General features: G+C 72.2%; 22 protein-coding genes. 7 read left to right on the forward strand and 15 right to left on the reverse strand.

From position 1 onward, the window contains the following. Window positions 1-107 precede the first annotated feature (107 nt). Window positions 108-2,060, reverse strand: a complete 1,953-nt coding sequence (locus OHS82_RS12735; protein ID WP_443061778.1) for an IucA/IucC family protein — start codon at window positions 2,058-2,060, stop codon at window positions 108-110. 407 nt (window positions 2,061-2,467) lie between these two features. Between OHS82_RS12735 and OHS82_RS12740 the strand changes: the two genes are divergently transcribed. After that, a complete protein-coding gene (locus tag OHS82_RS12740) occupies window positions 2,468-3,691 on the forward strand; it encodes a trypsin-like serine peptidase (RefSeq protein ID WP_057575366.1) in 1,224 nt (407 codons plus the stop codon). A 123-nt stretch (window positions 3,692-3,814) separates the two neighbouring features. Here OHS82_RS12740 and hflX read toward each other — a convergent pair whose 3' ends face one another. The 6 genes from hflX to miaA all read right to left on the reverse strand — a co-directional run bounded on the left by hflX (window position 3,815) and on the right by miaA (window position 11,986). Then, window positions 3,815-5,308: a GTPase HflX gene (gene hflX / locus OHS82_RS12745; RefSeq protein WP_057575364.1), complete on the reverse strand. Its 1,494-nt coding sequence runs from the start codon at window positions 5,306-5,308 to the stop codon at window positions 3,815-3,817. A 137-nt stretch (window positions 5,309-5,445) separates the two neighbouring features. Continuing rightward, a complete protein-coding gene (locus tag OHS82_RS12750; RefSeq protein ID WP_057575362.1) occupies window positions 5,446-6,957 on the reverse strand; it encodes a M1 family metallopeptidase in 1,512 nt (503 codons plus the stop codon). 89 nt (window positions 6,958-7,046) lie between these two features. Continuing rightward, the gene (locus tag OHS82_RS12755) at window positions 7,047-9,227 is read right to left on the reverse strand and encodes a RelA/SpoT family protein (RefSeq protein WP_057575360.1); all 2,181 of its coding nucleotides are present in this window, start codon (window positions 9,225-9,227) and stop codon (window positions 7,047-7,049) included. 300 nt (window positions 9,228-9,527) lie between these two features. Further along, entirely contained in the window at window positions 9,528-10,397 is an 870-nt protein-coding gene (gene dapF / locus OHS82_RS12760) for a diaminopimelate epimerase (protein WP_057575359.1), read from the reverse strand. A gap of 32 nt (window positions 10,398-10,429) precedes the next feature. Further along, complete coding sequence (locus tag OHS82_RS12765; RefSeq protein ID WP_057575357.1) at window positions 10,430-10,939, reverse strand: hypothetical protein; 510 nt, start codon at window positions 10,937-10,939, stop codon at window positions 10,430-10,432. Window positions 10,940-11,047: 108 nt separating this feature from the next. Beyond that, window positions 11,048-11,986: a tRNA (adenosine(37)-N6)-dimethylallyltransferase MiaA gene (gene miaA / locus OHS82_RS12770; protein ID WP_328433887.1), complete on the reverse strand. Its 939-nt coding sequence runs from the start codon at window positions 11,984-11,986 to the stop codon at window positions 11,048-11,050. A gap of 181 nt (window positions 11,987-12,167) precedes the next feature. On the opposite strand from miaA, the gene OHS82_RS12775 reads away from it, so the two are divergent. Together OHS82_RS12775 and OHS82_RS12780 are read left to right on the forward strand one after the other, a co-directional pair. After that, on the forward strand, window positions 12,168-12,539 hold the full coding sequence (locus OHS82_RS12775; protein WP_328433888.1) for a hypothetical protein: 372 nt from the start codon (window positions 12,168-12,170) through the stop codon (window positions 12,537-12,539). A 23-nt stretch (window positions 12,540-12,562) separates the two neighbouring features. Next, window positions 12,563-12,832, forward strand: a complete 270-nt coding sequence (locus OHS82_RS12780; protein WP_057575351.1) for an antitoxin — start codon at window positions 12,563-12,565, stop codon at window positions 12,830-12,832. A 96-nt stretch (window positions 12,833-12,928) separates the two neighbouring features. On the opposite strand, the gene OHS82_RS12785 is transcribed toward OHS82_RS12780, so the two are convergent. The 5 genes from OHS82_RS12785 to OHS82_RS12805 form a co-directional block, all read right to left on the reverse strand. Then, complete coding sequence (locus OHS82_RS12785; RefSeq protein WP_328433889.1) at window positions 12,929-13,645, reverse strand: class III extradiol dioxygenase subunit B-like domain-containing protein; 717 nt, start codon at window positions 13,643-13,645, stop codon at window positions 12,929-12,931. A 145-nt stretch (window positions 13,646-13,790) separates the two neighbouring features. Continuing rightward, window positions 13,791-15,320: a tRNA (N6-isopentenyl adenosine(37)-C2)-methylthiotransferase MiaB gene (gene miaB / locus OHS82_RS12790; protein ID WP_328433890.1), complete on the reverse strand. Its 1,530-nt coding sequence runs from the start codon at window positions 15,318-15,320 to the stop codon at window positions 13,791-13,793. A 67-nt stretch (window positions 15,321-15,387) separates the two neighbouring features. After that, window positions 15,388-16,098 (reverse strand): response regulator, encoded by a 711-nt coding sequence (locus tag OHS82_RS12795; protein ID WP_057575345.1) that lies wholly within the window; start codon window positions 16,096-16,098, stop codon window positions 15,388-15,390. Then, window positions 16,095-17,222, reverse strand: a complete 1,128-nt coding sequence (locus tag OHS82_RS12800) for a HAMP domain-containing sensor histidine kinase (protein WP_079041007.1) — start codon at window positions 17,220-17,222, stop codon at window positions 16,095-16,097. Before OHS82_RS12800 ends, OHS82_RS12795 begins: the two co-directional genes overlap by 4 nt. Window positions 17,223-17,269: 47 nt before the next feature. Further along, a complete protein-coding gene (locus OHS82_RS12805; protein WP_277922372.1) occupies window positions 17,270-17,392 on the reverse strand; it encodes a hypothetical protein in 123 nt (40 codons plus the stop codon). Between the two features lie 246 nt (window positions 17,393-17,638). Between OHS82_RS12805 and OHS82_RS12810 the strand changes: the two genes are divergently transcribed. Both OHS82_RS12810 and OHS82_RS12815 read left to right on the forward strand, forming a co-directional pair. Next, on the forward strand, window positions 17,639-18,124 hold the full coding sequence (locus OHS82_RS12810; protein WP_057575342.1) for a cation:proton antiporter regulatory subunit: 486 nt from the start codon (window positions 17,639-17,641) through the stop codon (window positions 18,122-18,124). Between the two features lie 4 nt (window positions 18,125-18,128). After that, window positions 18,129-19,352: a cation:proton antiporter gene (locus OHS82_RS12815; protein ID WP_057575340.1), complete on the forward strand. Its 1,224-nt coding sequence runs from the start codon at window positions 18,129-18,131 to the stop codon at window positions 19,350-19,352. Window positions 19,353-19,479: 127 nt separating this feature from the next. On the opposite strand, the gene OHS82_RS12820 is transcribed toward OHS82_RS12815, so the two are convergent. Beyond that, the gene (locus OHS82_RS12820; RefSeq protein WP_057575338.1) at window positions 19,480-19,884 is read right to left on the reverse strand and encodes a MazG nucleotide pyrophosphohydrolase domain-containing protein; all 405 of its coding nucleotides are present in this window, start codon (window positions 19,882-19,884) and stop codon (window positions 19,480-19,482) included. Window positions 19,885-20,071: 187 nt separating this feature from the next. Here OHS82_RS12820 and OHS82_RS12825 point away from each other — a divergent pair, with 187 nt between their 5' ends. Continuing rightward, window positions 20,072-21,070, forward strand: a complete 999-nt coding sequence (locus OHS82_RS12825) for a TAXI family TRAP transporter solute-binding subunit (protein ID WP_057575336.1) — start codon at window positions 20,072-20,074, stop codon at window positions 21,068-21,070. A 10-nt stretch (window positions 21,071-21,080) separates the two neighbouring features. Here OHS82_RS12825 and OHS82_RS12830 read toward each other — a convergent pair whose 3' ends face one another. After that, window positions 21,081-22,490, reverse strand: a complete 1,410-nt coding sequence (locus tag OHS82_RS12830; protein WP_057575334.1) for a sensor histidine kinase — start codon at window positions 22,488-22,490, stop codon at window positions 21,081-21,083. A gap of 12 nt (window positions 22,491-22,502) precedes the next feature. Continuing rightward, window positions 22,503-23,189, reverse strand: coding sequence for a response regulator transcription factor (locus OHS82_RS12835; RefSeq protein WP_057575331.1), 687 nt, complete (start codon window positions 23,187-23,189; stop codon window positions 22,503-22,505). Window positions 23,190-23,503: 314 nt separating this feature from the next. Between OHS82_RS12835 and OHS82_RS12840 the strand changes: the two genes are divergently transcribed. Continuing rightward, window positions 23,504-24,280, forward strand: coding sequence for an amino acid ABC transporter ATP-binding protein (locus tag OHS82_RS12840; RefSeq protein ID WP_057575329.1), 777 nt, complete (start codon window positions 23,504-23,506; stop codon window positions 24,278-24,280). The last annotated feature ends 56 nt before the right edge of the window (window positions 24,281-24,336 follow it).

Raw genomic sequence — 24,336 nt, forward strand, 5'->3', positions numbered from 1 at the left:
CCGGTTCCGGTCTCGACCGACCGCACGGCGGTCTCCTCTCAGGCGGACGCACGGCAGTGGCGGCCGCGGGCGGACGGCAGTGGCGGCGCGCGGACGGCAGGCCCCGCTCAGGGACGCAGCGGATTGGGGAGGGTGACGTAGACGGACTGGGTGTCCACCGGTCCGACGAGTTCGTCGAGGCCGTGCAGCCGTGTCAGCAGATTGGCCTTGCAGCGCAGGACGGGCGAGTCGAGCAGCCGCGCCGGCAGCGAACTGCGCAGCCGACCCGGGCCGTGGGCGGCGTCCGCGAGGAAGCGCCGGAAGGCGGCGAGCAGCAGTCGTTCGTCGGCGAGCCGCTGCGAGCCGAACGCGCCGACGAGACCGAGGACGTTGTTGATGCCCAGGTAGTAGCAGAAGCGCTCGTCGGTGACCTCGTCGGCCACGAAGGTGTCGCTGGCCTCGCCGATCCCGGGCAGCCGGGCGGCGAGATCCGCGCGGCGGGACTCACGGAAGTAGTAGCCCTGGTTGTCCCGGTAGCGGCCGCCCGTGGGCCAGCCGTCGGCGTCCAGCAGGAGAAGGGTGTTCTGCTGGTGCGCCTCCAAGGCGATGCCCGCCTCGCCGTCGAGCCACAGGACGGGACGGACGACCCGTTCCAGGTAGCGCAGGAACCACTCGGCGGCGACCGCTCCGGCCGCCCGGCCGGTCCGTCGGGCGAGGCTCTGGACGATCGAGGCCAGTCGGGAGCGTGGGGCGGCGGCCTGGTCCGGGGAAGCCGCGCCGGCGACCGTACTCTGCCCGCTCGGTCCGCTCGGTCCGCTCGGTCCGCTCGGTCCGCTCGGTCCGTTCGGCCGTGGTGCGACGAGACCGGCGAGGCAGGTGACGTCGTCCGCCGGGGCGAACGGATTGTGCCGGATCATCACGTCGAGACCTGTCAGCGGGAGGCCGTCAGGACCGTCGACGGCGAGCCAGGCCGGGTCCCGGACGATGTCGAAGCCGGGGTGGGCGGCCCGCCACCGCCCGGCCAGACCGGCCCGCAGGAGGCGGTGCACCTCGACACCACGGTGGAGTTCCTTGCGGAGGTTCTCCCGCCGTGAGTTGGTGATGCGCAGCCCCAGCGACAGTTTGAGCATCGCGGCGGCCCCGGAGCGATGGACGGTGCGCACGGAGGAGGTCGGGTGCCAGGGCGGGCCGTGCGCGCCGAGGTCCCGGAGCAGTCCGTCGTCGAGGAGGGCCCGGATCTCCGGCCGGCGCCGCGCCTCGCGCAGCTGCCAGGGGTGCATCGGGAGCGCCGCGAAGCCCTCGGGCAGCGGCAGGCCGCGGCCGGCGAGTCTGGCCGTCAGCACGGCGGCGGGGACCGGGCGGCCGCCCTCGGTCCAGGCGGAGTCCGTGGCCAGTACGGACGGATCGACGGCGAGCCAGTGCAGAGGAAACGCACCGCGCGCCTCGGGCGAGTACAGGCGCGCGTCACCGTCCGAGAGCCCTTCGCGGCTCTTCGGGGTCGGATGCAGCGGATGCCCGAGCACCAGCGACTGCTCTGCGGCGAGGAACAGGTCGGGAGCGTCGGCGGGACGTTCCCGGCGCTCGCCGATGAAGGCGGCGGTACGGCGGACGGAGTCGGCGACGCGTGCCACGAGGTCGACGCCTTCGCCGTCGGCGGTGCCCGGCCGGGCACCGCCGCGCTGGCCGGTCCGGCCGTCGCCCGGGTTCGCCTCGCGGGCCAGCAGGGCCGCGACCATGACGGCGTCCACCGGCGGGGTCTGCTCGGGCGCGCCCGCCAGGCGGGGCAGGCCGAAGCGGTGCATGCCCGTCGAGGACCAGTAGAGGACGGGGACCAGCAGGGCGACTCCGCTGGCGGGCAGCGGCACCCGGAGGAGGCCGTCGGCGGGTGCGGGCAGGCCGGCCTCGCGCACCCAGCAGCGCAGCAGGTTCTCCACGGCGGCGGCCTGGGCCGCGGTGTGCGGATCGGGATGGTCCAGGAGATCGACGGTGGACTGGGGAGAGGTGGTCAAGGTCGCTCCTGGTGACGAAGGGGGCCGTGCGCGATGGGGCGGTGCCACGGCCCGGCCCGACGGCCCGCTCACGAACGCTCCGGGGCACCGGCTCGGCCAAGGTCTCGGTCCCTGCCGGCCCGCGGTTCGGCGGCGGGCGCCACGGCAGCCCCTGTCGCTACAACCGCGGGCGCATCGACGGGTTACGGGTTGCCTCAAGATCCCCGCTGTGACCGAACAGTTGCCGTTCCGTCGGAAGTCCCCCACAGCGAACGCATATCGTGTGGTGGCATCGCACCCGGTCGTGAGACCCGCTTGAACTCGGCGTGGGATCACCATGAGTTCGACGGGGCGTGACCGAGTTCGTTTGTGTCAGGTCGAGTTGAACCGAGCTCGGCGGAGTACAGCTACGTCTGATCGCGTTCGACCGTGTTCCGCCGGGTTCGCTCTGCGGGACGGCCGGAGCTTCACGTTCGTTGACAGCAGGGGGAGTAACCAGCATGCGATCCATACGGCCGTCGTCCACCGCTCGCCGGGGGAGGAACGCGCGTCGCAGAACCTCCCCCGTGCTGAGCGCCCTCGCCCTCGCCTCGGTGCTCGCGCTCACCGCGACCGCCTGCGACTCGGGCGACGCCGATGCGAGCGGTCAGGCGAGCGCCTCGGCGTCGGCCACGGACGACGGAAAGATCACGATCCCGGACGACATCAAGGACCGGCTCAAAGAGCACGGGATCGATCTCGACAAGTGGAAGAACGGCGCCTGGAAGAACTGGGACAGGGACGACTGGCTGCGCGAGGCGCAGGACTACGTCAACCCGATCATCAAGGGGCTGTGGGACCCGGACCGGATGCGGGAGGCCGAGGACCCGGACCGCGGCGTCGACGACAGCGACCTCTCGGGCGACCAGGGGGTGACCGACCCGACGCCGGCGGCGGTGGAGGCGAAGGCGGTGTCCCCCACGTACCACGCCAACGCGCCCCAGGCCGGCAAGGTCTTCTTCGACTCCCCCGAGGGGACGATGGTCTGCTCGGCGACGGTCGTGCGGGACCCGGCCCACCCGGGCAAGTCCAACCTCGTCTGGACGGCTGGTCACTGCGTGCACGCCGGCAAGAAGGGCGGCTGGTACCGGAACATCGCGTTCGTCCCGTCGTACAACGACTCGGGCAAGACGGCCGCGCAGATGCAGTCGGCGACCAAGGAGGAGGCCGCTCCCTACGGCGTGTGGTGGGGCGACTGGGCGCAGACCTCCGACCAGTGGATCGCCCAGGGCGGCCAGACCGGCGGTGACGGCGCCTCCTACGACTACGCCGTCATCCATGTGACGCCGGAGGAGGGCGGTTCGGGCAAGTCCCTGGAGGAGACGGTCGGTTCGGCGCTCCCGGTGGACTTCAAGGCCCCGGCGGTGCCGAAGGTGAGCCGTATCACCGCGACCGGTTACCCGGCGGCGGCGCCCTACGACGGGCAGAAGCTCTACCAGTGCAAGGACAAGCCGGGACGGTTCTCGCTCAGCACCGCGGACCCGACGATGTACCGCATCGGCTGCACGATGACCGGCGGCGCCTCGGGCGGCGGCTGGGTCGCCACCGGCTCGGACGGAAAGCCCGCGCTGGTGTCGAACACGTCGATCGGTCCGGTGAAGGCGGGCTGGCTCGCGGGCCCGCGGCTGAACGACGTGGCCAAGGGCGTGTACGACTCGGTGAGCAAGAAGTTCGCCGGCCGGTAGCCCGCACGCACGGCCGCGGGCGTCCGGCGAGTGCCGGGCCGCACGCACACGTGAAGGCCCGCCCCCTGCTTGCCGCAGGGGGCGGGCCTTCACGCGTTCAGCGGTTCAGGACGCCGGCTCGGCTCAGGTGGCCGGCGCCGGCACGTACGGAGCGAGTTCCGCCGCCAGCTCCTCGTGGACCCGCGCCTTGAGCAGGGTGCCCTCCGCCGTGTGCTCCGCGGAGATCACCTCGCCCTCGTCGTGGGCACGTGCGACGAGCTTGCCGTGCGTGTACGGCACGAGCGCCTCGATCTCGACGGACGGCCTCGGCAGCTCGTCGTCGATCAGTGCGAGCAGCTCTTCGATGCCCTGGCCGGTGCGGGCGGAGACAGCGATGGAGCGCTTCTCGACCCGCATGAGCCGCTGCAGCGTCAGCGGATCGGCCGCGTCCGCCTTGTTGATGACGACGATCTCGGGCACGCCGGTGGCGCCGACGTCGCGGACCACCTCGCGTACGGCGGCCAGCTGCTCCTCCGGGTCGGGGTGCGAGCCGTCCACCACGTGCAGGATCAGGTCGGACTCGCCGACCTCCTCCATGGTGGAGCGGAACGCCTCGACCAGGTGGTGCGGCAGGTGCCGGACGAAACCGACGGTGTCCGCCAGGGTGTACAGACGGCCGCTGGGCGTCTCGGCCCGGCGCACGGTCGGGTCCAGGGTCGCGAACAGGGCGTTCTCGACCAGGACGCCCGCGCCCGTGAGCCGGTTGAGCAGGGAGGACTTGCCCGCGTTGGTGTAGCCCGCGATGGCGACGGACGGCACCTTGTGACGCTTGCGCTCCTGGCGCTTGATCTCGCGGCCGGTCTTCATCTCCGCGATCTCCCGGCGCATCTTCGCCATCTTCTCGCGGATCCGCCGCCGGTCCGTCTCGATCTTGGTCTCACCGGGACCGCGGGTGGCGAGGCCGCCGCCCTTGCCGCCGCCCATCTGACGGGACAGCGACTGGCCCCAGCCGCGCAGCCTCGGCAGCATGTACTGCATCTGCGCGAGCGCGACCTGCGCCTTGCCCTCCCGGGACTTGGCGTGCTGGGCGAAGATGTCGAGGATCAGGGCCGTACGGTCGATGACCTTGACCTTGACGACGTCCTCGAGGTGGATGAGCTGGCCCGGGCTGAGCTCACCGTCGCAGATGACGGTGTCGGCGCCCGTCTCGAGGACGATGTCGCGCAGCTCGTTCGCCTTGCCCGAGCCGATGTAGGTGGCCGCGTCGGGCTTGTCGCGGCGCTGGACGACGCCGTCGAGCACGAGCGCGCCCGCGGTCTCCGCGAGGGCGGCCAGCTCCGCGAGGGAGTTGTCCGCGTCCCGCGCGGTCCCCGTGGTCCAGACGCCCACGAGCACGACCCGCTCCAGGCGGAGCTGGCGGTACTCGACCTCGGTGACGTCCTCGAGCTCGGTGGAGAGGCCCGCCACACGGCGCAGCGCCGCGCGCTCGGAGCGGTCGAACTGTTCGCCGTCCCGGTCTCCGTCGATCTCGTGACTCCAGGCGACGTCCTCTTCCATCAGGGCATCGGCCCGAAGACCTTCGGGGTAGGCGTGCGCCATGCGCTGGGTGTCCTGGGAAAAGGAAGAAGAGGAGGTCATTGGGTCCTTACGTCGTTGGAGATGCCGAGTCGCCGTCCTACATGCTGCTCAACGTCCGAGCGGGCCGGGAGATTCCCGCCTCCCGTGCCGCGGCGACCTGACGATGGTCGCACGGCACGGCCCGTCTCGTCACGGCCTTATTTCGCGGCGGGCGGGGCCTGCGGAGCGGGCTTCGGAGCGTTCCCGACGGGGTTCTTCAAGGCCGGGGCCGTCGCCTTCCAGTCCGGGTGGCCCGGCATCGGCGGGGTCTTCTCGCCGTAGAGCCACTCCCTGAAGAACGGGGTCAGGTCGCGTCCGGAGACGTTCTCGGCGAGGCGGGCGAAGTCGGCCGTGCTCGCCGTCGAGTCCCGGTGATTGTGCGTCCAGGCGCGCTCCAGGTGTGCGAACGCAGCCCGGCCGATCTCCTGGCGCAGCGCGTACAGGACGAGCGCGGCGCCGTCGTACACGTTGGGCCGGAAGATGCTGATCTTCTGGCCGGCCTTCGGCGCCTTGGGCAGGGCGGGCGGTCCTCCCGCGGCGCGCCAGCGGTCGGAGGCGCCGTAGGCCGCCTTCATGCGCGCCTCCAGGGTGCGGCCCGACTTCTCCTCCGCATACAGCGCCTCGTACCAGGTGGCGTGCCCCTCGTTCAGCCACAGGTCGGACCAGGTGCGCGGCGAGACGCTGTCGCCGAACCACTGGTGGGCCAGCTCGTGGACCATGATCGACTCGACGTACCACCTGGGGTAGGCGGGCTGGGTGAAGAGGTCCTTCTCGAAGAGGGACAGTGTCTGCGTCTCGAGTTCGAACCCGGTGGAGGCGTCGGCCATGAGCAGCCCGTACGTCTCGAAGGGGAAGGGGCCGACCTTGCGTTCCAGCCACGCGATCTGTTCGGGGGTCTTCTTCAGCCAGGGCTCGAGGACGGCGCGGTCCTTGGTGGGCACGACGTCCCGCAGCGGCAGCGCGTGCGGCCCCTCCCGGTGCACGACGGTGGAGCGGCCCACGGACACCTGGGCGAGCTCGGTGGCCATGGGGTGCTGGGTGCGGTACGTCCAGGTGGTCGTCCCGCCGGACTTCTCCACGCCGGCGGGCAGCCCGCCCGCGACGGCGGTGTAGGCGTCCGGCGCGGTGACCCGGATGGTGAACATCGCCTTGTCGGAGGGGTGGTCGTTGCACGGGAAGACGAGGTGGGCGGCGTCCGCCTGGTTGGCCATGGCGAGACCGTCCGTGGTCCTGACCCAGCCGCCGTCGCGGTCGCCGCTCATCACGGGATCGCTGGTGTGCCGCACGGTGATGCGCATCCAGCTGCCCGGGACGAGCGTGTCCCGCGGAGTGATCACCAGGTCGTCGTCCACTCCGGTGAAGGCGGCCGGCCTGCCGTCCACCTCGACCGAGTCGACCTTGCCGTGCGCGAAGTCGAGGTTGATCCGGTCCAGGGCGGCGGTGGTCCAGGCGTTGATGACGGTGACGGCCTGGAGCGGCTTGTCGTTGGCGCCGGAGTAGGTGAAGGACAGGTCGTACGACGCGACGTCGTAGCCGGGGTTGCCCAGGTTCGGGAAGAGGCGGTCGCCGACGCCGAGCGGGGCCGCCGGCGCGCTCGCGGCGACGAGGCAGACGGAGACGGCCGAGGCGAGCAGCGCGGACTTCAGCCGGGCGCGGGGGGTGAGCAGCATGCACCACCGCTACCAGCGGGCGGGGGCGCCGCGTGGGCGACGCGCGCCCGGCCCACCCGAACGGGTGGTTCACGCGCGCGTGGGCAGACCTACCTCGTCCCGGAGGGGGCCGCCGCGTGGTGCTGCGCGCGCCCCACGTCGTACACGCCGGGCACGTTGCGCATGGCCCGCAGCAGGTCGGGCAGGTGGGCCGCGTCGGGCAGTCGGACGGTGTAGGTGTGGCGGACCCGCTGCTGGCTCGGCGGTTCGACGGTGGCGGAGACGATCTCGGCGCCCTCGAGCGCCATGGCCTCGGTGAGGTCGGCGAGCAGGTGGGGGCGTCCGAACGACTCGGCGACCAGGGTGACCCGGCATCCGGTGGTGTCGCCCCAGCGCACGGCGACCTCCTCGCGCCCCGCGTCCGCCATGCGCGCCACCGCGGCGCACTCGACGCGGTGCACGGTCACCACTCCCCCGCGCACCGCGAAGCCGGTGACCTCGTCGAGCGGCACGGGCGTACAGCACCCGGCTAGCCGGACGTGCGCGTCGGGCCGGTCGACGACGGTGATCGCTGCTCCGGGACTCGGGGCGGAGGGGTCCGCCGGCGCGGCGTCGGCCGCGGACCGGACGGACGGCGCGGTCTCGGCGACGGAGCCCGCGGCGGGTTCGGCGGCGGCGTTCTCGGCGGGCGCGGGGTGCGTCGTCAGCCAGCGCTGGATGGCGATCCGGGCGCCAGGGGTGTGGGCGTGCTCCAGCCACTCCCGGGAGGGCTCCGAGGCCGGGTCCTGGCCCATCAGGAGCTGGACGGTGTCGCCGTCCCGCAGGACGGTGCTGAGGGTCGCCAGGCGGCCGTTCACCCGGGCGCCGATACAGGCGTGGGCGTCTTCGCCGTACTGCGCGTAGGCGGCGTCCACGCAGGTGGCCCCCTCGGGCAGGCCGAGGGCGCCGCCGTCGGGCCGGTAGACGGTGATCTCGCGGTCCTGGGCGAGGTCCTCGCGCAGGGTCGACCAGAAGGTGTCGGGATCGGGCGCCGCCTCCTGCCAGTCCAGGAGGCGGGAGAGCCAGCCGGGACGGGTGGGGTCGACGCGCTCCTCGTCCGCGGGGGCGCCCGGGCCGGTGTGTTCCTCCGCGGAGGCCGTGTAGGGGTTGCCGAGCGCGATGACGCCGGCCTCGGCGACCTTGTGCATCTGGTGCGTGCGGATGAGGACTTCCGCGACCTGGCCGTCCTCGCGGGCCACGGCGGTGTGCAGCGACTGGTACAGGTTGAACTTGGGAACCGCGATGAAGTCCTTGAACTCCGAGACGACCGGCGTCATACAGGTGTGCAGTTCGCCCAGCACGGCGTAGCAGTCGGCGTCCTCGTTCACCAGCACCAGCAGGCGGCCGAAGTCGCAGCCCCGCAGCCGGCCCCGTTTGCGGGAGACCCGGTGGACGGAGACGAAGTGCCGAGGCCTGATGAGGACTTCGGCCTGGATGCCGGCCTCGCGCAGCACTGCGCGCATCACGTCGGAGAACTCGGCGAGCGGGTCGGTCTCCTGCGCCTCGTTGCCGGCGATCAGCTCGCGGGTGTGCGCGTACTCCTCGGGGTGCAGGATCGCGAAGACGAGGTCCTCCAGCTCCGTCTTGAGGGCCTGGACACCCAGGCGTTCGGCGAGCGGGATGAGGACCTCGCGGGTCACCTTGGCGATGCGCGCCTGCTTCTCGGGGCGCATCACGCCGAGGGTGCGCATGTTGTGCAGCCGGTCGGCGAGTTTGATCGACATCACGCGGACGTCGTTGCCGGTGGCGACGAGCATCTTTCGGAACGTCTCGGGTTCGGCGGCGGCGCCGTAGTCGACCTTCTCCAACTTCGTCACGCCGTCGACGAGATAACGCACCTCGGCGCCGAACTCCTCGCCGACCTGATCGAGCGTCACATCGGTGTCCTCGACGGTGTCGTGGAGCAGCGAGGCCGTCAAGGCGGTGGTCTCCGCGCCGAGTTCGGCGAGGATCAACGTCACCGCGAGGGGGTGGGTGATGTAGGGCTCGCCGCTCTTGCGCATCTGCCCGCGGTGCGAGGACTCGGCGAGCACATAGGCGCGGCGCAGGGGTTCGAGGTCGGCGTCGGGGTGGTGCGCGCGATGGACCTCGACGACGTGGCTGATCGCGTCGGGCAGCCGGCCGCGGGAGGCGGGGCCGAGCAGCGCGGCCCGGCCCAGACGGCGCAGGTCGATCCGGGGAAGGCTGCGCCTGCGGGGCGTGGCCGGGGTTACCGGGCCTGGGGTCGCAGGGTTCGTGGCCTCCGCACTCATGGGCACCTCCGGCTGCGTGGACCGGCGGACGGGGTGTCCCAGGGCGGACACGGCTCAGGGGACTGGTTGAACGGTCCCCCGTCCGGGCCGGTGCTTGATGCTACCGAGCCCATCACGCGCGACTGACCGCCTCTCGCCGAGCGTGAAACGGATCACCCATTCGAGCGACGAATCCCAGGTTTACCGTTTCGAGCCACCAGAGCTGGATCCGACGGCGCATTCGAACCCCTTGGTCGGGGCAGGGATGCCCCATCGAGCCCCCAGGGCGCGCCCCGCCTCCGATACCAAGTCTCGACAGTGTCAGCGAGCAGCTGTTTCCAGCCATTCGGAATCGAGCTCTCCTGTGGCGACGATCACGGCCGGCCCGGTCATCTCGATCTCGCCGTCGGGCCGCTCGGTGATCACCAGGCGTCCGCCCGGAAGGTCGACCGTGTACGTGACGGGGGTTCCGGTGGCCGCGGGGTCGGCGCCGTCCCTGCGCGCGGCGGCCACGGCGACGGCGCACGCGCCGGTGCCGCACGAGCGGGTCTCGCCGGATCCGCGCTCGTGCACGCGCAGTGCGACGTGCCGCGGGCCGCGGTCCACGACGAACTCGACGTTGACCCCGTCCGGGTAGGCGGCCGCGGGGCTGAAGGGCGGCGGGGAGAGCAGGGCGCCCGCGTGCGCGAGGTCGTCCACGAAGGCGACGGCGTGCGGGTTGCCCATGTTCACGTTGCGCGCGGGCCAGCTGCGCTCACCGACGCTCACCGTGACGTCGCCCTCGGGAAGGCGGGCCCTGCCCATGCCGACCGTGACGTCGCCGTCCTTCGCGAGGTGCACGCGCTTCACGCCCCCGCGCGTGGCGACCGAGAGATCGCCGTCGGTGACGAGTCCGGCGTACTGGAGGTAGCGCGCGAACACGCGGACGCCGTTGCCGCACATCTCGGCGACGGAGCCGTCGCCGTTGCGGTAGTCCATGAACCACTCCGCCTCGGCGGCCATGTGCACGGCCTCGGGGTGCGCCGCGGACCGCACGACGTGCAGCACCCCGTCGCCCCCGATGCCCGCGCGACGGTCGCACAGGGCGGCGACGTGGGCCGGGGAGAGGTCTACGGCGTTCTCGGGGTCCGGGACGATCACGAAGTCGTTCTCGGTCCCGTGCCCCTTGAGGAAGGCGATCCGGGTGCTCATTCCTCGATCGTACGGCGTGGCGCCGGGCAGGCTCAGCGCAGCCTGGCGACCCGCCAGACGGCCAGCGCCACGACCGCCGCGACCATCACGACGTAGGAGAGGGCGACCCGCCAGTCGGGTCTGCGCCCGGAACCGCGCGCGGGCAGCCCGGGCCACGTGTAACCGACCCGGCGGGCGGCCGTCATGCCCCATCCGGCCGCGCAGAAGCAGATCAGCAGCCCGAGCATGGCGATCATGGCGCCGCTGTCGCCGAAGTCGAAGGCGAGCGGGAAGGCGAACATCAGGGAGCCGATGGCGGCCAGGGCCACGATGGGCGCGAGCTGCCAGATCCGCAGCCGGCGCTGCGGACGCAGCTCGACCTCGACCTCGGGGCCGCTCGTGAACATCTCCTCGGGCTCGGGGCCGTCGTCGGTCACGCCGCCCTGGGTGTCGTCGTCGTCCGGCCCGTCCGGGCTCAGACGGCCTTCCTCCGGCTCCGGTTCACCACGCTCGGTGGTGAGGTGTTCGGTGCCGTGTGCGGTGTCGCGAGGGCCGGCCTCCATCGCCACGCGCCCTCCCAACTCGGACTCCACTTGGTCGATCGAAGCTCGATGATGGCACGGCGCAGGAGGCCTGGATGACGGCCTGGGCGTCCCGATGCAATGACGTGATCAGGCTGTGACCGGTCGCTCCACGAACGCCAGTGCGGACTCCGGAAGTTCTGTGAGATCGGCCGCAGCCCCACTCAACCAGTGCACCCGCGGATCGCGCCTGAACCAGGAATCCTGACGGCGCGCGAAGCGCTTGGTGGCACGCACGGTCTCCGCGCGCGCCTCGTCCTGCGTGCACTCGCCGCTCAGGGCCGTGAGGACCTGCTGATAGCCGAGCGCGCGTGAGGCCGTGCGGCCCTCGCGCAGGCCCCGGGCCTCCAGCGCGCGGACCTCGTCCACGAGTCCCGCGTCCCACATCCGGTCGACGCGGCGGGCGATGCGCTCGTCGAGTTCCGGGCGCGCCACGTCCACGCCGATCTGGACGGTGTCGTAGACCGAGTCGTGTCCGGGCAGGTTGGCGGTGAAGGGCTTGCCGGTGATCTCGATCACCTCGAGCGCCCGGACGATACGGCGGCCGTTGCCGGGGAGGATCGCCTGCGCGGCCTCCGGGTCGGCCGCGGCCAGCCGGGCGTGCAGCGCTCCCGAACCTCGCAGCGTGAGTTCCTCCTCCAGCCGGGCACGGACCTCGGGGTCGGTGCCGGGGAACTCCAGGTTGTCGACGGCGCCGCGGACGTACAGGCCGGAGCCGCCGACCAGGATCGGCCACCTGCCCTCGGCGAGCAGGGCGTCGATGCGCTCCCGGGCCAGCCGCTGGTACTCGGCGACGGAGGCGGTGACCGTGACGTCCCAGACGTCCAGGAGGTGGTGCGGGACGCCGCCGCGCTCCTCGGCCGTCAGTTTGGCGGTGCCGATGTCCATCCCTCGGTACAGCTGCATGGAGTCGGCGTTGACGACCTCGCCGCCGAGTCGCTGGGCCAGGAAGACGCCCAGATCGGACTTTCCGGCCGCGGTCGGTCCGACGACGGCGATGACGCGGGGGGCGGGGGGTGCGCTGCTCACGGCACCAGTCTCGCAAACCTCCACGCCCACCCTCGAACGAGTTACGTGACGGGGCCGGAGCGGTGTCGTTCCCCGTTGCGGGATTCCCGTCGCCCCGGCGGGAGCGGCGGCCTCCGGTAACGCGAACGGACGCACCGCCCGACGCGGGATTTCGCCCGCACGAGTACCGTATGGAGTGGATATGGGCGTTTTGGAACGACTTTTCGGAAGGTCGAAGGCCTCTGAGGAGGCGGCGACAGAGGAAGCCGCGGCGGAGGAGGCGACACCGGAGACGACGACCGTCGACGAGGCGGAGCAGCCGGGCGAAGCCTCCCCGGCATCGGAGCCTGCCGGGACCGAAGCCGAGGCCGAAGCCGAGGGCACGGCCGCCGGGTCCGAACCCAGGACGGAGAACGGGTCGACGGCCGAGTCAAAAACCGGGCCGGAGCCGGAGAGCGAGACGGAGCCGGAGAGCGAGACGGAGCCGGCCGCCGGCGACGGCGTCGGAATCCCCCGGCAGCAGTCCGCCGAGGAGGCCGCCGACAGCGCGGCGGACGACGGCGCCCGCACGTGAGGAACCCGCGAGGAAGGTGACCCATGGGTCTTTTGGACAGTTTGAAGGCCAAGCTCACCCCGGCCAGAGGCAAGGTCTCGGACCTCGCGCTCCAGCACGGGGACAAGATCCAGCACGGCATCGACAAGGCCGCGCACGTCGTCGACGAGAAGACCAAGGGCAAGTACAGCGACAGGATCCACACGGGCACCGGCAAGGCCAAGGGCGCCATGGACCGGCTCGCGCACAAGGACGGGTCCGCAGGGGGCGGCGACACCTTCACGCCGCCGAACACACCCCCGCCGACCTCCTGAGCAGCACCTGCGCCGACCCGGCGAACGGCGGACGGCCGCGTGGCGAACCCGCCCGCGGCCGTCCGCCGGTCTGTGCCGGGCGCCGTGGACGCGCGGCTACGACCAGGTCGCGACGAAGTACCCCACGCCGTACGGCGCGTCGTCGTACAGCAGGGCGCCGGCCGGTTCCGTGCCCCCGGCGGCGCCCGCCAGCACCTGCCAGGGCGCCCGGCCCGCCGCCTTGAGCTCGTACGCCAGCTCGGCGTCCAGCGCCTCGAGGGCCTCGACGTCCGCCGTGCCGAGCGCCCGGGCGACCGCCCCGTCGAACGGCGCGGCGCGCTCGTCGAGGTAACCCGGGGCCTTCAGCGTCCGGCACGCACTGCCGTCACCCATCACCAGGAGCGCGACCCGCCCCGCCGCGCCGCCGATCTGCCGGCCGGCCTCGAAGCACCGCTCGGCCGCGAGCGACTCGCCCACGCCGAGACCCTCCACGGGGGCGCCCGACCAGCCGGCCCGTTCGAGCAGCCAGGCCGCCACGGCGAGGGACGGGGGCAGCTCGCGTCCGGCGGGCGTGTCCGCGCCGCCGCGGCCCAGCCGGACGGCGAGATCCACTCCGAAGCCCCGGAACGAACCCCGGGCCCCCTCGGGGTGCGGGCCGCGTCCCGACTGCCCGGCGGGCCCGACGACCACGAGCCGGTCCGCGCGCGCGGCCGCCAGCACGGCCAGCGCGTCGGAGCAGGCGGTGCGCACGGGGTCCAGTTCGGGCGCGGCGCCCGCGGCGACCTCGGGCACGAGGAGCGGCGGGCAGGGGCAGACTGCGGCAGCGACAAGCATGATCGGCAGCGTAACCCCGCGGGACAGCCCGGCGCCGGTCCCCGATCAGACCGTCCGCGAGGTCGACGCGGTCGATGCGGTCGACGGCCGTGCGCGCGAGCGAAGGCCGGCTCGCGCTCGCCGCCGCCCGGTCCGGTTCGGGCTGTCAGTCGCAGCCGCAGCCGGTCGCCGCAGCCGCCGGCACCGGCTCCGGGGCGCCGACCTTCGGCAGACCCAGCATCACGCCCGCCGGTTTCGCAGCCTTCTCGGCGGTGCGCTTCTCCCAGGCGCCTCCCGCGCGCGTGCGGCGCACGCCGAGGACGGCGCCCTCGGCGAGGAGGTGGTGCGGGGCCGCGTAGGTGACCTCCACGGTCACGACGTCGCCGGGGCGGACCTCCTGCTCCGGCTTGGTGAAGTGCACCAGACGGTTGTCGGGGGCGCGGCCGGAGAGGCGGTGGGTGGCGCCGTCCTTACGGCCCTCGCCCTCGGCGACCATCAGCTCCAGGGTGCGGCCGACCTGCTTCTTGTTCTCCTCCCAGGAGATCTCCTCCTGGAGGGCCACGAGGCGCTCGTAGCGCGCCTGCACGACCTCCTTGGGGATCTGGTCCTCCATCGTCGCGGCCGGCGTGCCGGGGCGCTTGGAGTACTGGAAGGTGAAGGCCTGCGCGAACCGGGCCTCGCGCACCGCGTGCAGCGTCTGCTCGAAGTCCTCCTCGGTCTCGCCGGGGAAGCCCACGATGATGTCGGTGGTGATCGCGGCGTGCGGGATGGAGGCGCGCACCTTCTCGATGATCCCGAGGTAACGCTCCTGCCGGTAGGAGCGGCGCATCGCCTTCAGGACCGTGTCCGAGCCGGACTGCAGCGGCATGTGCAGCTGCGGCATCACGTTGGGCGTCTCGGCCATGGCGGCGATGACGTCGTCGGTGAAGTCACGCGGGTGCGGGGAGGTGAAGCGGACGCGCTCCAGGCCCTCGATCGCGCCGCACGCGCGCAACAGCTTGCTGAAAGCCTCGCGGTCGCCGATGTCGGAGCCGTAGGCGTTGACGTTCTGGCCGAGCAGGGTGATCTCGCTGACGCCCTCGCCGACCAGCGCCTCGATCTCGGCGAGGATGTCGCCGGTGCGCCGGTCCTTCTCCTTGCCGCGCAGCGCCGGGACGATGCAGAAGGTGCAGGTGTTGTTGCAGCCGACGGAGATGGACACCCAGGCCGCGTAGGCGCTCTCGCGTCGCGTGGGGAGCGTGGAGGGGAAGGCCTCGAGCGACTCGGCGATCTCGACCTGCGCCTCTTCCTGCACGCGTGCGCGTTCCAGCAGCACCGGGAGCTTGCCGATGTTGTGCGTGCCGAAGACGACGTCCACCCAGGGCGCCTTCTTGACGATGGTGTCGCGGTCCTTCTGCGCCAGGCAGCCGCCGACCGCGATCTGCATCCCGGGCCGGCTCGCCTTGCGCGGCGCCAGCCGGCCGAGGTTGCCGTAGAGCCGGTTGTCGGCGTTCTCACGCACCGCGCAGGTGTTGAAGACGACGACGTCCGCGTCGCCGTCCGACCCCTCGGGGGCGCGTACGTACCCGGCCTCCTCGAGCAGTCCGGACAATCGCTCGGAGTCATGGACGTTCATCTGGCACCCGTAAGTGCGGATTTCGTAGCTCTTGGGTGCGGGCGCGTCCACGGCGAGGCTCCGGTCACTGCTGCTGGTCATGCGTCAAGGGTAGGCGGTCGCGGAGAACGCCCGTCGCCCCCTGACGCGCGGGACGACCGGCGACGCCTCAGGGGTCGATGAGGCCGGCGCGGATCGCGTAGCGGGTCAGCTCCAGCCGGTCGCGCATGCCGAGCTTCTGCAGCAGGTTGGCGCGGTGCCGTTCGACCGTCTTGGCGCTGATGAACAGCAGGGCGCCGATCTCCCGGGAGGTGTGGCCCTCCGCGACGAGCTTGAGGATCTCCTCCTCGCGCTCGGTGATGGGCCGCTCGGGCAGGCCGCCCACGTCGTCGCCGCGGTGCAGCCGGTCCAGGTAGGAGCGGACGAGGGCCCGCTCCGCGCCCGGGTAGATGAACGGCTCGTCGCGCACGACCGCCCGGCACGCCTCGACCAGGTCCCGGTCGGCGACCGACTTCAGGACGTACCCGCCGGCGCCCGCCTTGAGGGCCTCGAAGAAGTACTGCTCGTTGTCGTACATCGTGAGGATGAGGATGGGCAGGTCCGGGAGGCGCCGGGAGAGTTCGCGGGCCGCCTGCAGACCGGTCATCCGGGGCATGGCCACATCGAGGACGGCCAGGTCGACGTCCCCCGCGCGGGCCCGCTCGACCGCCTCCGCCCCGTCACCGGCCTCGGCGACCACCGTGAGATCGGGCTCACCGTCCAGGATGAGCCGTACTCCCCTGCGCACGAGAGTGTGATCGTCGGCCAGCAGCACGCGCGTGGGCGAGGCCGCTGCGACAGGTCCGGCCGACGGGGTGGCCGGCGGGGCGTCGTCCGTCATCGGCGGCCTCCACGAGGGGCCGGGGTCTGCGCCCGGCCGACCGGCGCTGCCGGGTGTGCCGGCTCCGCCCGGTCGACGAGCACCGAAGGATCGACGGATCCCCTGCGGCCGGCGGGTTCCCCCCGGCCGGTGTCCGCCGCCGCCCGCAGCCGTACGTCCGTCCCGCCGCCCACGCCGTTCGCGCGACCGCCGCCGGCGCCGCCCGAGTCACCGCCGCAGACGCCGTTCGCCGACGACGAGACGGTAAGGCTCGCTCCGATCAGCAGGGCCCGTTCCCGCATCCCGCGGACCCCGGCGCCCTCCCCGGCGGCCGGGCCCAGGCCCGCGCCGTTGTCCCGCACCAGGAGCTCGACGCCGCCCGGGACCGGGCGCAGGCGGAGATCGGCGCGGTCGGCGCCGGAGTGCCGCGCGGTGTTGGTGAGTGCTTCCTGCGCCACCCGGTAGAGCACCAGTTCCGTCTCCTCGGTCAGTGGGGGGAGGCCGCGGCCCAGATCGTGGCGCACCGTCAGTCCGTGCGCGGTGAACTCGCCGGCGAGTGAGCGCAGCGCGCTGAGCAGGCCGAGCTCGTCGAGGACGCCGGGCCGCAGTCGGCGGGCGATGCGGCGGATCTCGTCGAGACCGGCTCGGGTGGCCTCCTGTGCCTGGCCCAGTTCCTCGCGCAGTTCCGCCGGGGCCCGGTCGGCGACGCGCTTCAGCTGGAGCAGCACGGCAGTCAGGGTCTGGCCGACCTCGTCGTGCAGTTCCCGGGCGACGCGGTGACGCTCGCGCTCCTGGGCGGACAGAGCCCCTGCCGCACTGGCGGCGCGCTCGGCCTCCAGCCGGTCAAGCATGGCGTTGTACGTGGTGATCAGCTGGGCCGTCTCCACCGGTCCCGCGACCTCGGCACGGGCTCCGGGATGCAGCAGGTCGGCGTCGGCCATGGCACGGCCGAGCCGGGCGAGCGGGGCCAGGCCGATGCGCAGGACGACCGCGTTGACGGTCAGCAGGGCGGCCAGACCCGCGACCACGACGAGGACCTCGCCCGGGAGTATGGGCGTGGAAACGGTGACCGGACCCAGGAGCAGCGCGGCCGCCACGACCAGGGCCACCGCGTTGAGGACGAAGATCCGCCAGAACAGGGACATGTGCGCGGTTCCTCCTCTGCCCGCCCGGCCGGCGCCGCCGCTGCCGGTCACGCCTCGGTCGTCACTTCGGTCGTCGCTTCGTTCGTCACTTCGGTCGTCACTTGGGTCGTCACTTGGGTCGTCACTTGGATCGATACGTCGATCGACGCGCAGACGGTCGCCTCGGTCACCGTCCCGGTCGGCTCTCCATGGCGCCGCCGTGGCCAGCCTCGCCGTGCGGCGACGGCCCTGTCCATCCGTCACGACACCCATGTCGTCACCGTACGGGGGAATGGCAGCATGGCGGCTCGGGCACCCGTGGGAGACGTCACGGACGTCACGCGAGCGCTCGGTGACGACCGGCGACGGCCTGCGCCGTCCGCCGAGCACCGGCGGTGGCTGCGGCGACCGGCAAACGACCGACAAGGGGAAGAAACGTGCCTGCTCCACGCCTCCGGACGACTCCGCTGCCAGGCATCGGAGTCCAGTACGACCTCGTGACACGGGAGCAGCGGCACCTGTCGGTCGTGGCGCACCGCGACGGCGCCCGTACCGTCAACGTGTACCGGACCGACGACCCCGACTCCTGCGCCCAGTCCGTGCGGCTGACCACCTCCGAGGCAGGCTCGCTGATCGACGCGCTGATGCCGTCCCACCACAGCGCGAGCCTGCTGTACACGACGGATCTGGGGCTGGTCGCCGAGCGCGTCGAGGTGGCGGCGACCTCACGCTGGAACGGGCGGCTGCTGGGCGACACCCGGATGCGCACCGAGACCGGCGCCTCCATCGTGGCGGTGCTGCGGCGGGCCGAGGCCATTCCGTCCCCGGCGCCCGACTTCCGTCTCGCGGGGGGCGACACGCTCATCGTCATCGGCACCCGCGAGGGTGTGGACGCGGCCGCGGCCGTCCTCGGGCGGGAGTGAGCGAGTGCACTCCGCAGTCCTGCTGATCGAGTTCGGTTCCATCATCCTCGGGCTGGGGCTGCTCGGCCGGTTCGCGGCCCGTTTCCAGTTCTCGCCGATCCCGCTCTATCTGCTGGCCGGCCTGGCCTTCGGCGAGGGCGGGCTGCTGCCGCTCGGCGCGAGCGAGGAGTTCGTCGCCACCGGCGCCGAGATCGGCGTCATCCTGTTGCTGCTGATGCTCGGCCTGGAGTACACGGCGAGCGATCTGGTCTCCAACCTCAAGGCCCACCATCCCTCCGGTCTCGTCGACTGCGCCCTCAACGCCGTGCCGGGCGCGGTCGCCGCGCTGCTGCTCGGCTGGGGGCCGGTGGCGGCCGTGGTGCTTGCGGGCGTCACCTGGATATCGTCGTCCGGAGTGATCGCCAAGGTGCTCGGCGACCTGGGCCGGGTCGGCAACCGGGAGACGCCGGTGATCCTCAGCGTGCTGGTCCTGGAGGACCTGGCCATGGCCGTCTACCTGCCCATCGTCACCGCCCTGGTGGCCGGGGTCGGGCTGGCGGCCGGCAGTGTGACGCTGGCGATCGCGCTGGGCGTCGCCGGCCTCGTGCTCTTCGCCGCGGTGCGCTACGGGCGGGTCATCTCCCGTTTCGTGTCCAGCGACGATCCGGAGAAGCTGCTCCTGGTGGTACTGGGGCTGACGATCCTGGTCGCCGGGGTGGCGCAGCAATTGCAGGTGTCGGCGGCGGTGGGGGCGTTCCTGGTGGGCATCGCGCTCTCGGGGGAGGTCGCCGAGGGCGCGCACACCCTGCTCAGCCCGCTGCGCGACCTGTTCGCCGCGGTCTTCTTCGTCTTCTTCGGCCTGCACACCGACCCGGCGAGCATCCCGCCCGTTCTCGCTCCGGCCCTCGCCCTGGCGGTCGTCACCGCCGCCACGAAGATCGCCACCGGCTACTGGGCGGCCCGGCGCGCCGGGATCTCGGTCAAGGGACGGTGGCGGGCGGGCGGTGCGCTGGTGGCCCGCGGGGAGTTCTCGATCGTCATCGCCGGTCTTGCGGTCACGGCGGGTATCGAGCCGTCGCTCGGCCCGCTGGCGACGGCGTACGTGCTGATCCTGGTCATCGTCGGCCCCCTCACCGCCCGCTACACGGAACCCCTGGCGACCCGCTGGTCCCGGCGCGGACGATCCGGCGCGGACAGCGCGCCGACGCACGTGCCCGAGCCGCGCCCGCAGACCCGGGTGGGTGACTGAGGGGCCGGGTATGCAGCGCGCGGCGCGCCGACCCTCCGAGCCCCGGGCCCGCGCCCGGCCGACGACGTCCTGTCAGCCCGCGACGGCGGACAGGGAGACCCGCCACCCGGTCCCGGCCCCCGGCGCCTCACGCCGCGCCGTCGGTCCACCCCTGGCGGCGCAGGACCGCGGACACGTCCGGGGCCTCGTAGTGCTCGCCCTTGAGGACCTTGCCGTCGGCGCGGCGGTCGATCCTGCCGTCGGGACCCAGCTTGGTCATATTGGACCGGTGGACCTCGGCGAGCACCGCGTCGAGGTCGATCCCGTGCACCAGGGCCGTGCCGTACGCGACATAGACGACGTCGGCCAACTCGTGCGCCAGCCGGTCCAGCGGACCGCCGACCGACACCTCGGCGACCTCCGCGGCCTCCTCGGCGAGCAGATCCCGGCGCTGGGCGGCCAGCCCGGGTGACACCCGCGTCGGAGTGCCCCGGGCGTCGAGCCCGAAGGCGCGGTGGAACTCACGGACCAGGTGGGCGGGCGAGGAACTCATGCCCCGACTGTATCGACGGCCACCGACACTCTCGTGCGTCACTTCCGCCCGTCACCCCGTCCGTCACTTCCTTCCATCACCCTGCGCGCCGGTTCCGTGGGTCGCTGCCGCGCATCACCCCGCCCGTCGCCTGCCCGGTGAGCCCCGGCCTGGCCAGCACCGCGTTCCGGCTGGCAGGATCGCGCTCATGTCCCCGTCGTTCTCCCGCATCGGCAGGCGCCGCGCCTTGCAGGGCACGGCCGCCGGCGTCGTCGTCCTCGGGCTGCTGCTGTGGTGGCTGCTGCCACTGGGCGAGGAGCCGCCGAGCGGTTCGATCACCCTCAACACGGGCACGACGAGCGGCGTCTACTACGCGTACGGCACCCAGCTGCGCACCGCGCTCGCCAAGGACATGCCCGACCTGGACGTGAACCTGTCCACCAGCAACGGGTCGCCGGAGAACGTCGCGCGCGTGGCGGCGGGCGAGGCCGACTTCGCCATCGCCGCGGCCGACGCCGTACAGACGTACGAGACGCAGCATCCCGGCCCCGCCGCCCGGCTGCGCGGGGTGGCCCGGCTGTACGACGACTACGTCCAGCTCGTGGTGGCACGTGACTCGGACATCCGGTCGATCGCGGACCTGCGGGGCAGGACGGTGGCGACGGGTCTGCCCCGGTCCGGCGTACGGCTGATCGCCGAGCGGGTCCTCAAGGCGGCGGGCCTGGACCCGGCCAAGGACATCAAGGCGGTGGAGCGGGGCATCGACACCGGCCCCGAGCAGCTCAAGCAGGGGAAGATCGACGCGTTCTTCTGGTCGGGAGGGGTGCCGACGGCCGGACTGGAGAAGCTGGCCGACGGGTTCACCTTCCGGTTCGTGCCGATCAGCCCCGAGCTCGTCGCCAAGATGCACGACCAGGACGACTCCACGGGCTACTACCGGGCGACGAACATGCCCGAGTCGGCCTACCCCACCATCCAGAACGGCTCCACCGTGGCGACGATCGCCGTGTCCAACCTGCTGATCACCCGCACCGACGTCGACCCCCGGCTCACCGAGTGGGTCACCCGTACCGTCATCAGGAGCCGTGACCTCATCGGCGCGCACGTGCACTCCGCCCAACTGGTCGACCTGCGCACGGCCATCTACACCGACCCGCTCACACTGCACACGGGCGCCCGGCGCTACTACCGCTCCGTCAAGCCGTAGGGGCGCGCCGCTACGACGTCGGCGACCGGGGTACCGACACTGTCGCCGTCAGTCCGCTCGGCTCGTGGTGGGCGTACGACAGGGAGCCGCCGCCCGCGGCGAGCAGGGCGCGGGAGATGGACAGGCCGAGTCCCGAGCCCTTGACGTTCTGGTGGCGGCCGCTGCGCCAGAAACGGTCGCCCACACGCGTGAGTTCCTCGTCGGTCAGCCCCGGCCCGTTGTCGGTGACGACGACCGAGGAGGTCTCGCCGTCGGCGGTGACCGTGACCTCGACGCTCTCCCCCTCGGGGGTGAACTTCACCGCGTTGTCGATCACCGCGTCGAGTGCGCTGGACAGCGTCACCGGGTCGGCCCAGGCCGTGGTGGGCGGGCAGTCGCCCACCAGCCGGACGCCCTTGGCCGTGGCGGTGGGCGCCCAGGCGGCGACCCGCTCGGCGGCCAGCGCGCCGATGTCGGTGACCCGCAGGTCGGCCTCGGCGTGCTCGGCGAGGGCCAGGTCCAGCAGGTCGTCCAGGACCTGCGCGAGACGTCTGCCCTCGTGTTGGACGGAGGCGATCTCCTCGTTGCCCTCCGGGAGCTCGTAGCCCAGCAGTTCGATGCGCAGCAGCAGGGCGGCCAGCGGGTTGCGCAACTGGTGTGAGGCGTCGGCGACGAAGGCACGCTGCTGCTCCAGCACGTCCTCGACGTTGTCCGCCATCTCGTTGAACGCGCCGGCCAGCCTCCTGAGTTCCGGCGGCCCGCCGGCCACCGCGACCCGCGACTTCAGACGGCCGCTCGCGATCTCGTGCGTGGTGGCGTCCAGGACGCGCACCGGCCGCAGCACCCAGCCGGTCAGCCGCAGGGCGGCGCCGATCGCCAGCAGCATCGCTGCGGCCTCTCCGGCTCCGATCACCAGCCAGCCGTGCAGGATCCGCGACCGCATCGGCCCGGTGGGCGAGTCGGTGACGACGACCGCGACGACGTCGCCGTCCCGGATGACCGGCGACGCGACGACGAGCCGGTTGCGCTGCCACGGCCACACCTGCCGGGGATCGTGGCTGCGACGGCTGAGCGAGGCCTCCTCGAACGCGTCCCGCACCTCGCCCGATGCGGGGAGGTACCAGTCGCGCGGGGCATGAGCCATGGGGGTGTCGGTGCTGTAGAAGACTCCGGCGCGAATGCCGTAGACGTCGTAGTAGCTGGCGAGTTCCCGGCTGAGCGTCTCGCGTCGCTCGTTCGTGGACGCCGACGTCGGGTCGTCCGCGCCCGAGGAGACGGTGACGAACTGGGCGAGCGCCGCGAAGCGCGCGGTGTCGTCGATGCGGTCGACGACCACCCGCTGCTGCTCGGCGCCCGCCACGCTGATGGCCAGCGGCACCCCGAGGGCCAGCAGCACGGCCGCCATCAGGACGATGAGGAGCGGCAGCAGACGCGTACGCAACAGCGTTCCCCGCTAAGCGGCCGGGGCGACGAGCCGGTAGCCGACCCCGCGCACCGTCTCGATCAGCGCGGGCATGCGCAGCTTGGCGCGCAGCGAGGCCACGTGCACCTCGAGGGTGCGCCCGGTGCCCTCCCAGCTGGTGCGCCACACCTCGCTGATGATCTGCTCCCGCCGGAAGACCACGCCGGGTCGCTGCGCGAGCAGCGCGAGCAGGTCGAACTCCTTGCGGGTCAGCTGGACGACCGTGCCGTCCACCGTGACGCGCCGGGTGGGCAGCTCGATCTGCACGGGGCCCAGGCGCAACGCGCTCTCCCCCTCGGCGGCCGTGTCCTCGGGGACGGTGCGGCGGCTCACGGCGTGGATACGGGCGAGCAGTTCCCCGGTGTCGTACGGCTTCACCACGTAGTCGTCGGCGCCCAGGTTGAGGCCGTGGATGCGAGAGCGCACGTCGGAGCGGGCGGTGACCATGATCACCGGTGTGGCGGTGCGCTTGCGGATCTTGCCGCACACCTCGTAGCCGTCCTGGTCCGGAAGCCCCAGGTCGAGCAGGACGACGCCGAAGCCGGGCCCCTCCGGGACGAGCGCCTGCAGCGCCTCCTCGCCGCTGCGCGCGTGGGTGACGTCGAAACCGTGCCGCTTGAGGACCGCGGACAGGGCGGCGGCGACATGGTTGTCGTCCTCGACGAGAAGCAGTCTCATCCCGGCCTCCTCCGGTCATCGGGCATACGGTCTGACTCACTACGACGGGTGTTCGGTTCTCCGGCTCCGGAAAACGGCGGCACACGCGTGCGTGCATCATGGCAGTCACGCCGATGGACGAGGACGCAGTCAAGCGAGTTCCGGTTGCGCGCGACTACCGTTACTCGGCCGATACGCGCGCAGGTCGCAAGTGCTACGACATGTGTCCGATTGCTATCGGATCGTGATGCTCAGATTCCCCTCAGATGTAATGACGCTGGTCGGGGCGGGTCACTACTGTCCTCCGCAACCGAGGAGGACGGAGCCCCGAAGCGATGACCGAAGTATCGGTGACCAAGGAGGACGCGGTCGCGAGCGGTGACCTGGTCGTCCTGAAGAGCGTCAACAAGCACTTCGGCGCGTTGCACGTTCTCCAGGACATCGACCTGACGATCACCCGCGGGGAGGTCGTCGTGGTCATCGGCCCCTCCGGGTCGGGCAAGTCGACGCTGTGCCGCACGATCAACCGCCTGGAGACGATCGACGACGGCGAGATCACGATCGACGGGAAGCCGCTGCCCCAGGAGGGCAAGGCGCTGGCCCGGCTGCGCGCCGACGTCGGCATGGTGTTCCAGTCGTTCAACCTGTTCGCGCACAAGACGGTGCTCGAGAACGTGATGCTGGGCCAGATCAAGGTCCGCAAGGCCGACAAGGCGCAGGCCGTGGAGAAGGCCCGCGCCCTGCTCGACCGGGTCGGCGTGGGCACCCAGGCCGACAAGTACCCCGCGCAGCTCTCGGGCGGCCAGCAGCAGCGCGTCGCCATCGCGCGGGCTCTGGCGATGGACCCGAAGGTCATGCTCTTCGACGAGCCGACGTCGGCCCTCGACCCCGAGATGATCAACGAGGTCCTCGAAGTCATGCAGCAGCTGGCCCGGGACGGCATGACCATGATCGTCGTCACCCATGAGATGGGTTTCGCACGATCGGCTGCAAACCGCGTGGTGTTCATGGCGGACGGACGCATCGTCGAAGAGGCTGCGCCCGACCAGTTCTTCAGCAATCCGCGCAGCGACCGGGCCAAGGACTTCCTGTCGAAGATCCTGCACCACTGACCCGCCACACCGACGGACCCCGCACCGCCCGCACCGCCCGCAGTAACTTCACCACT

This window comes from Streptomyces sp. NBC_00425, from assembly GCF_036030735.1.
In the GTDB taxonomy this organism is placed as follows: domain Bacteria; phylum Actinomycetota; class Actinomycetes; order Streptomycetales; family Streptomycetaceae; genus Streptomyces.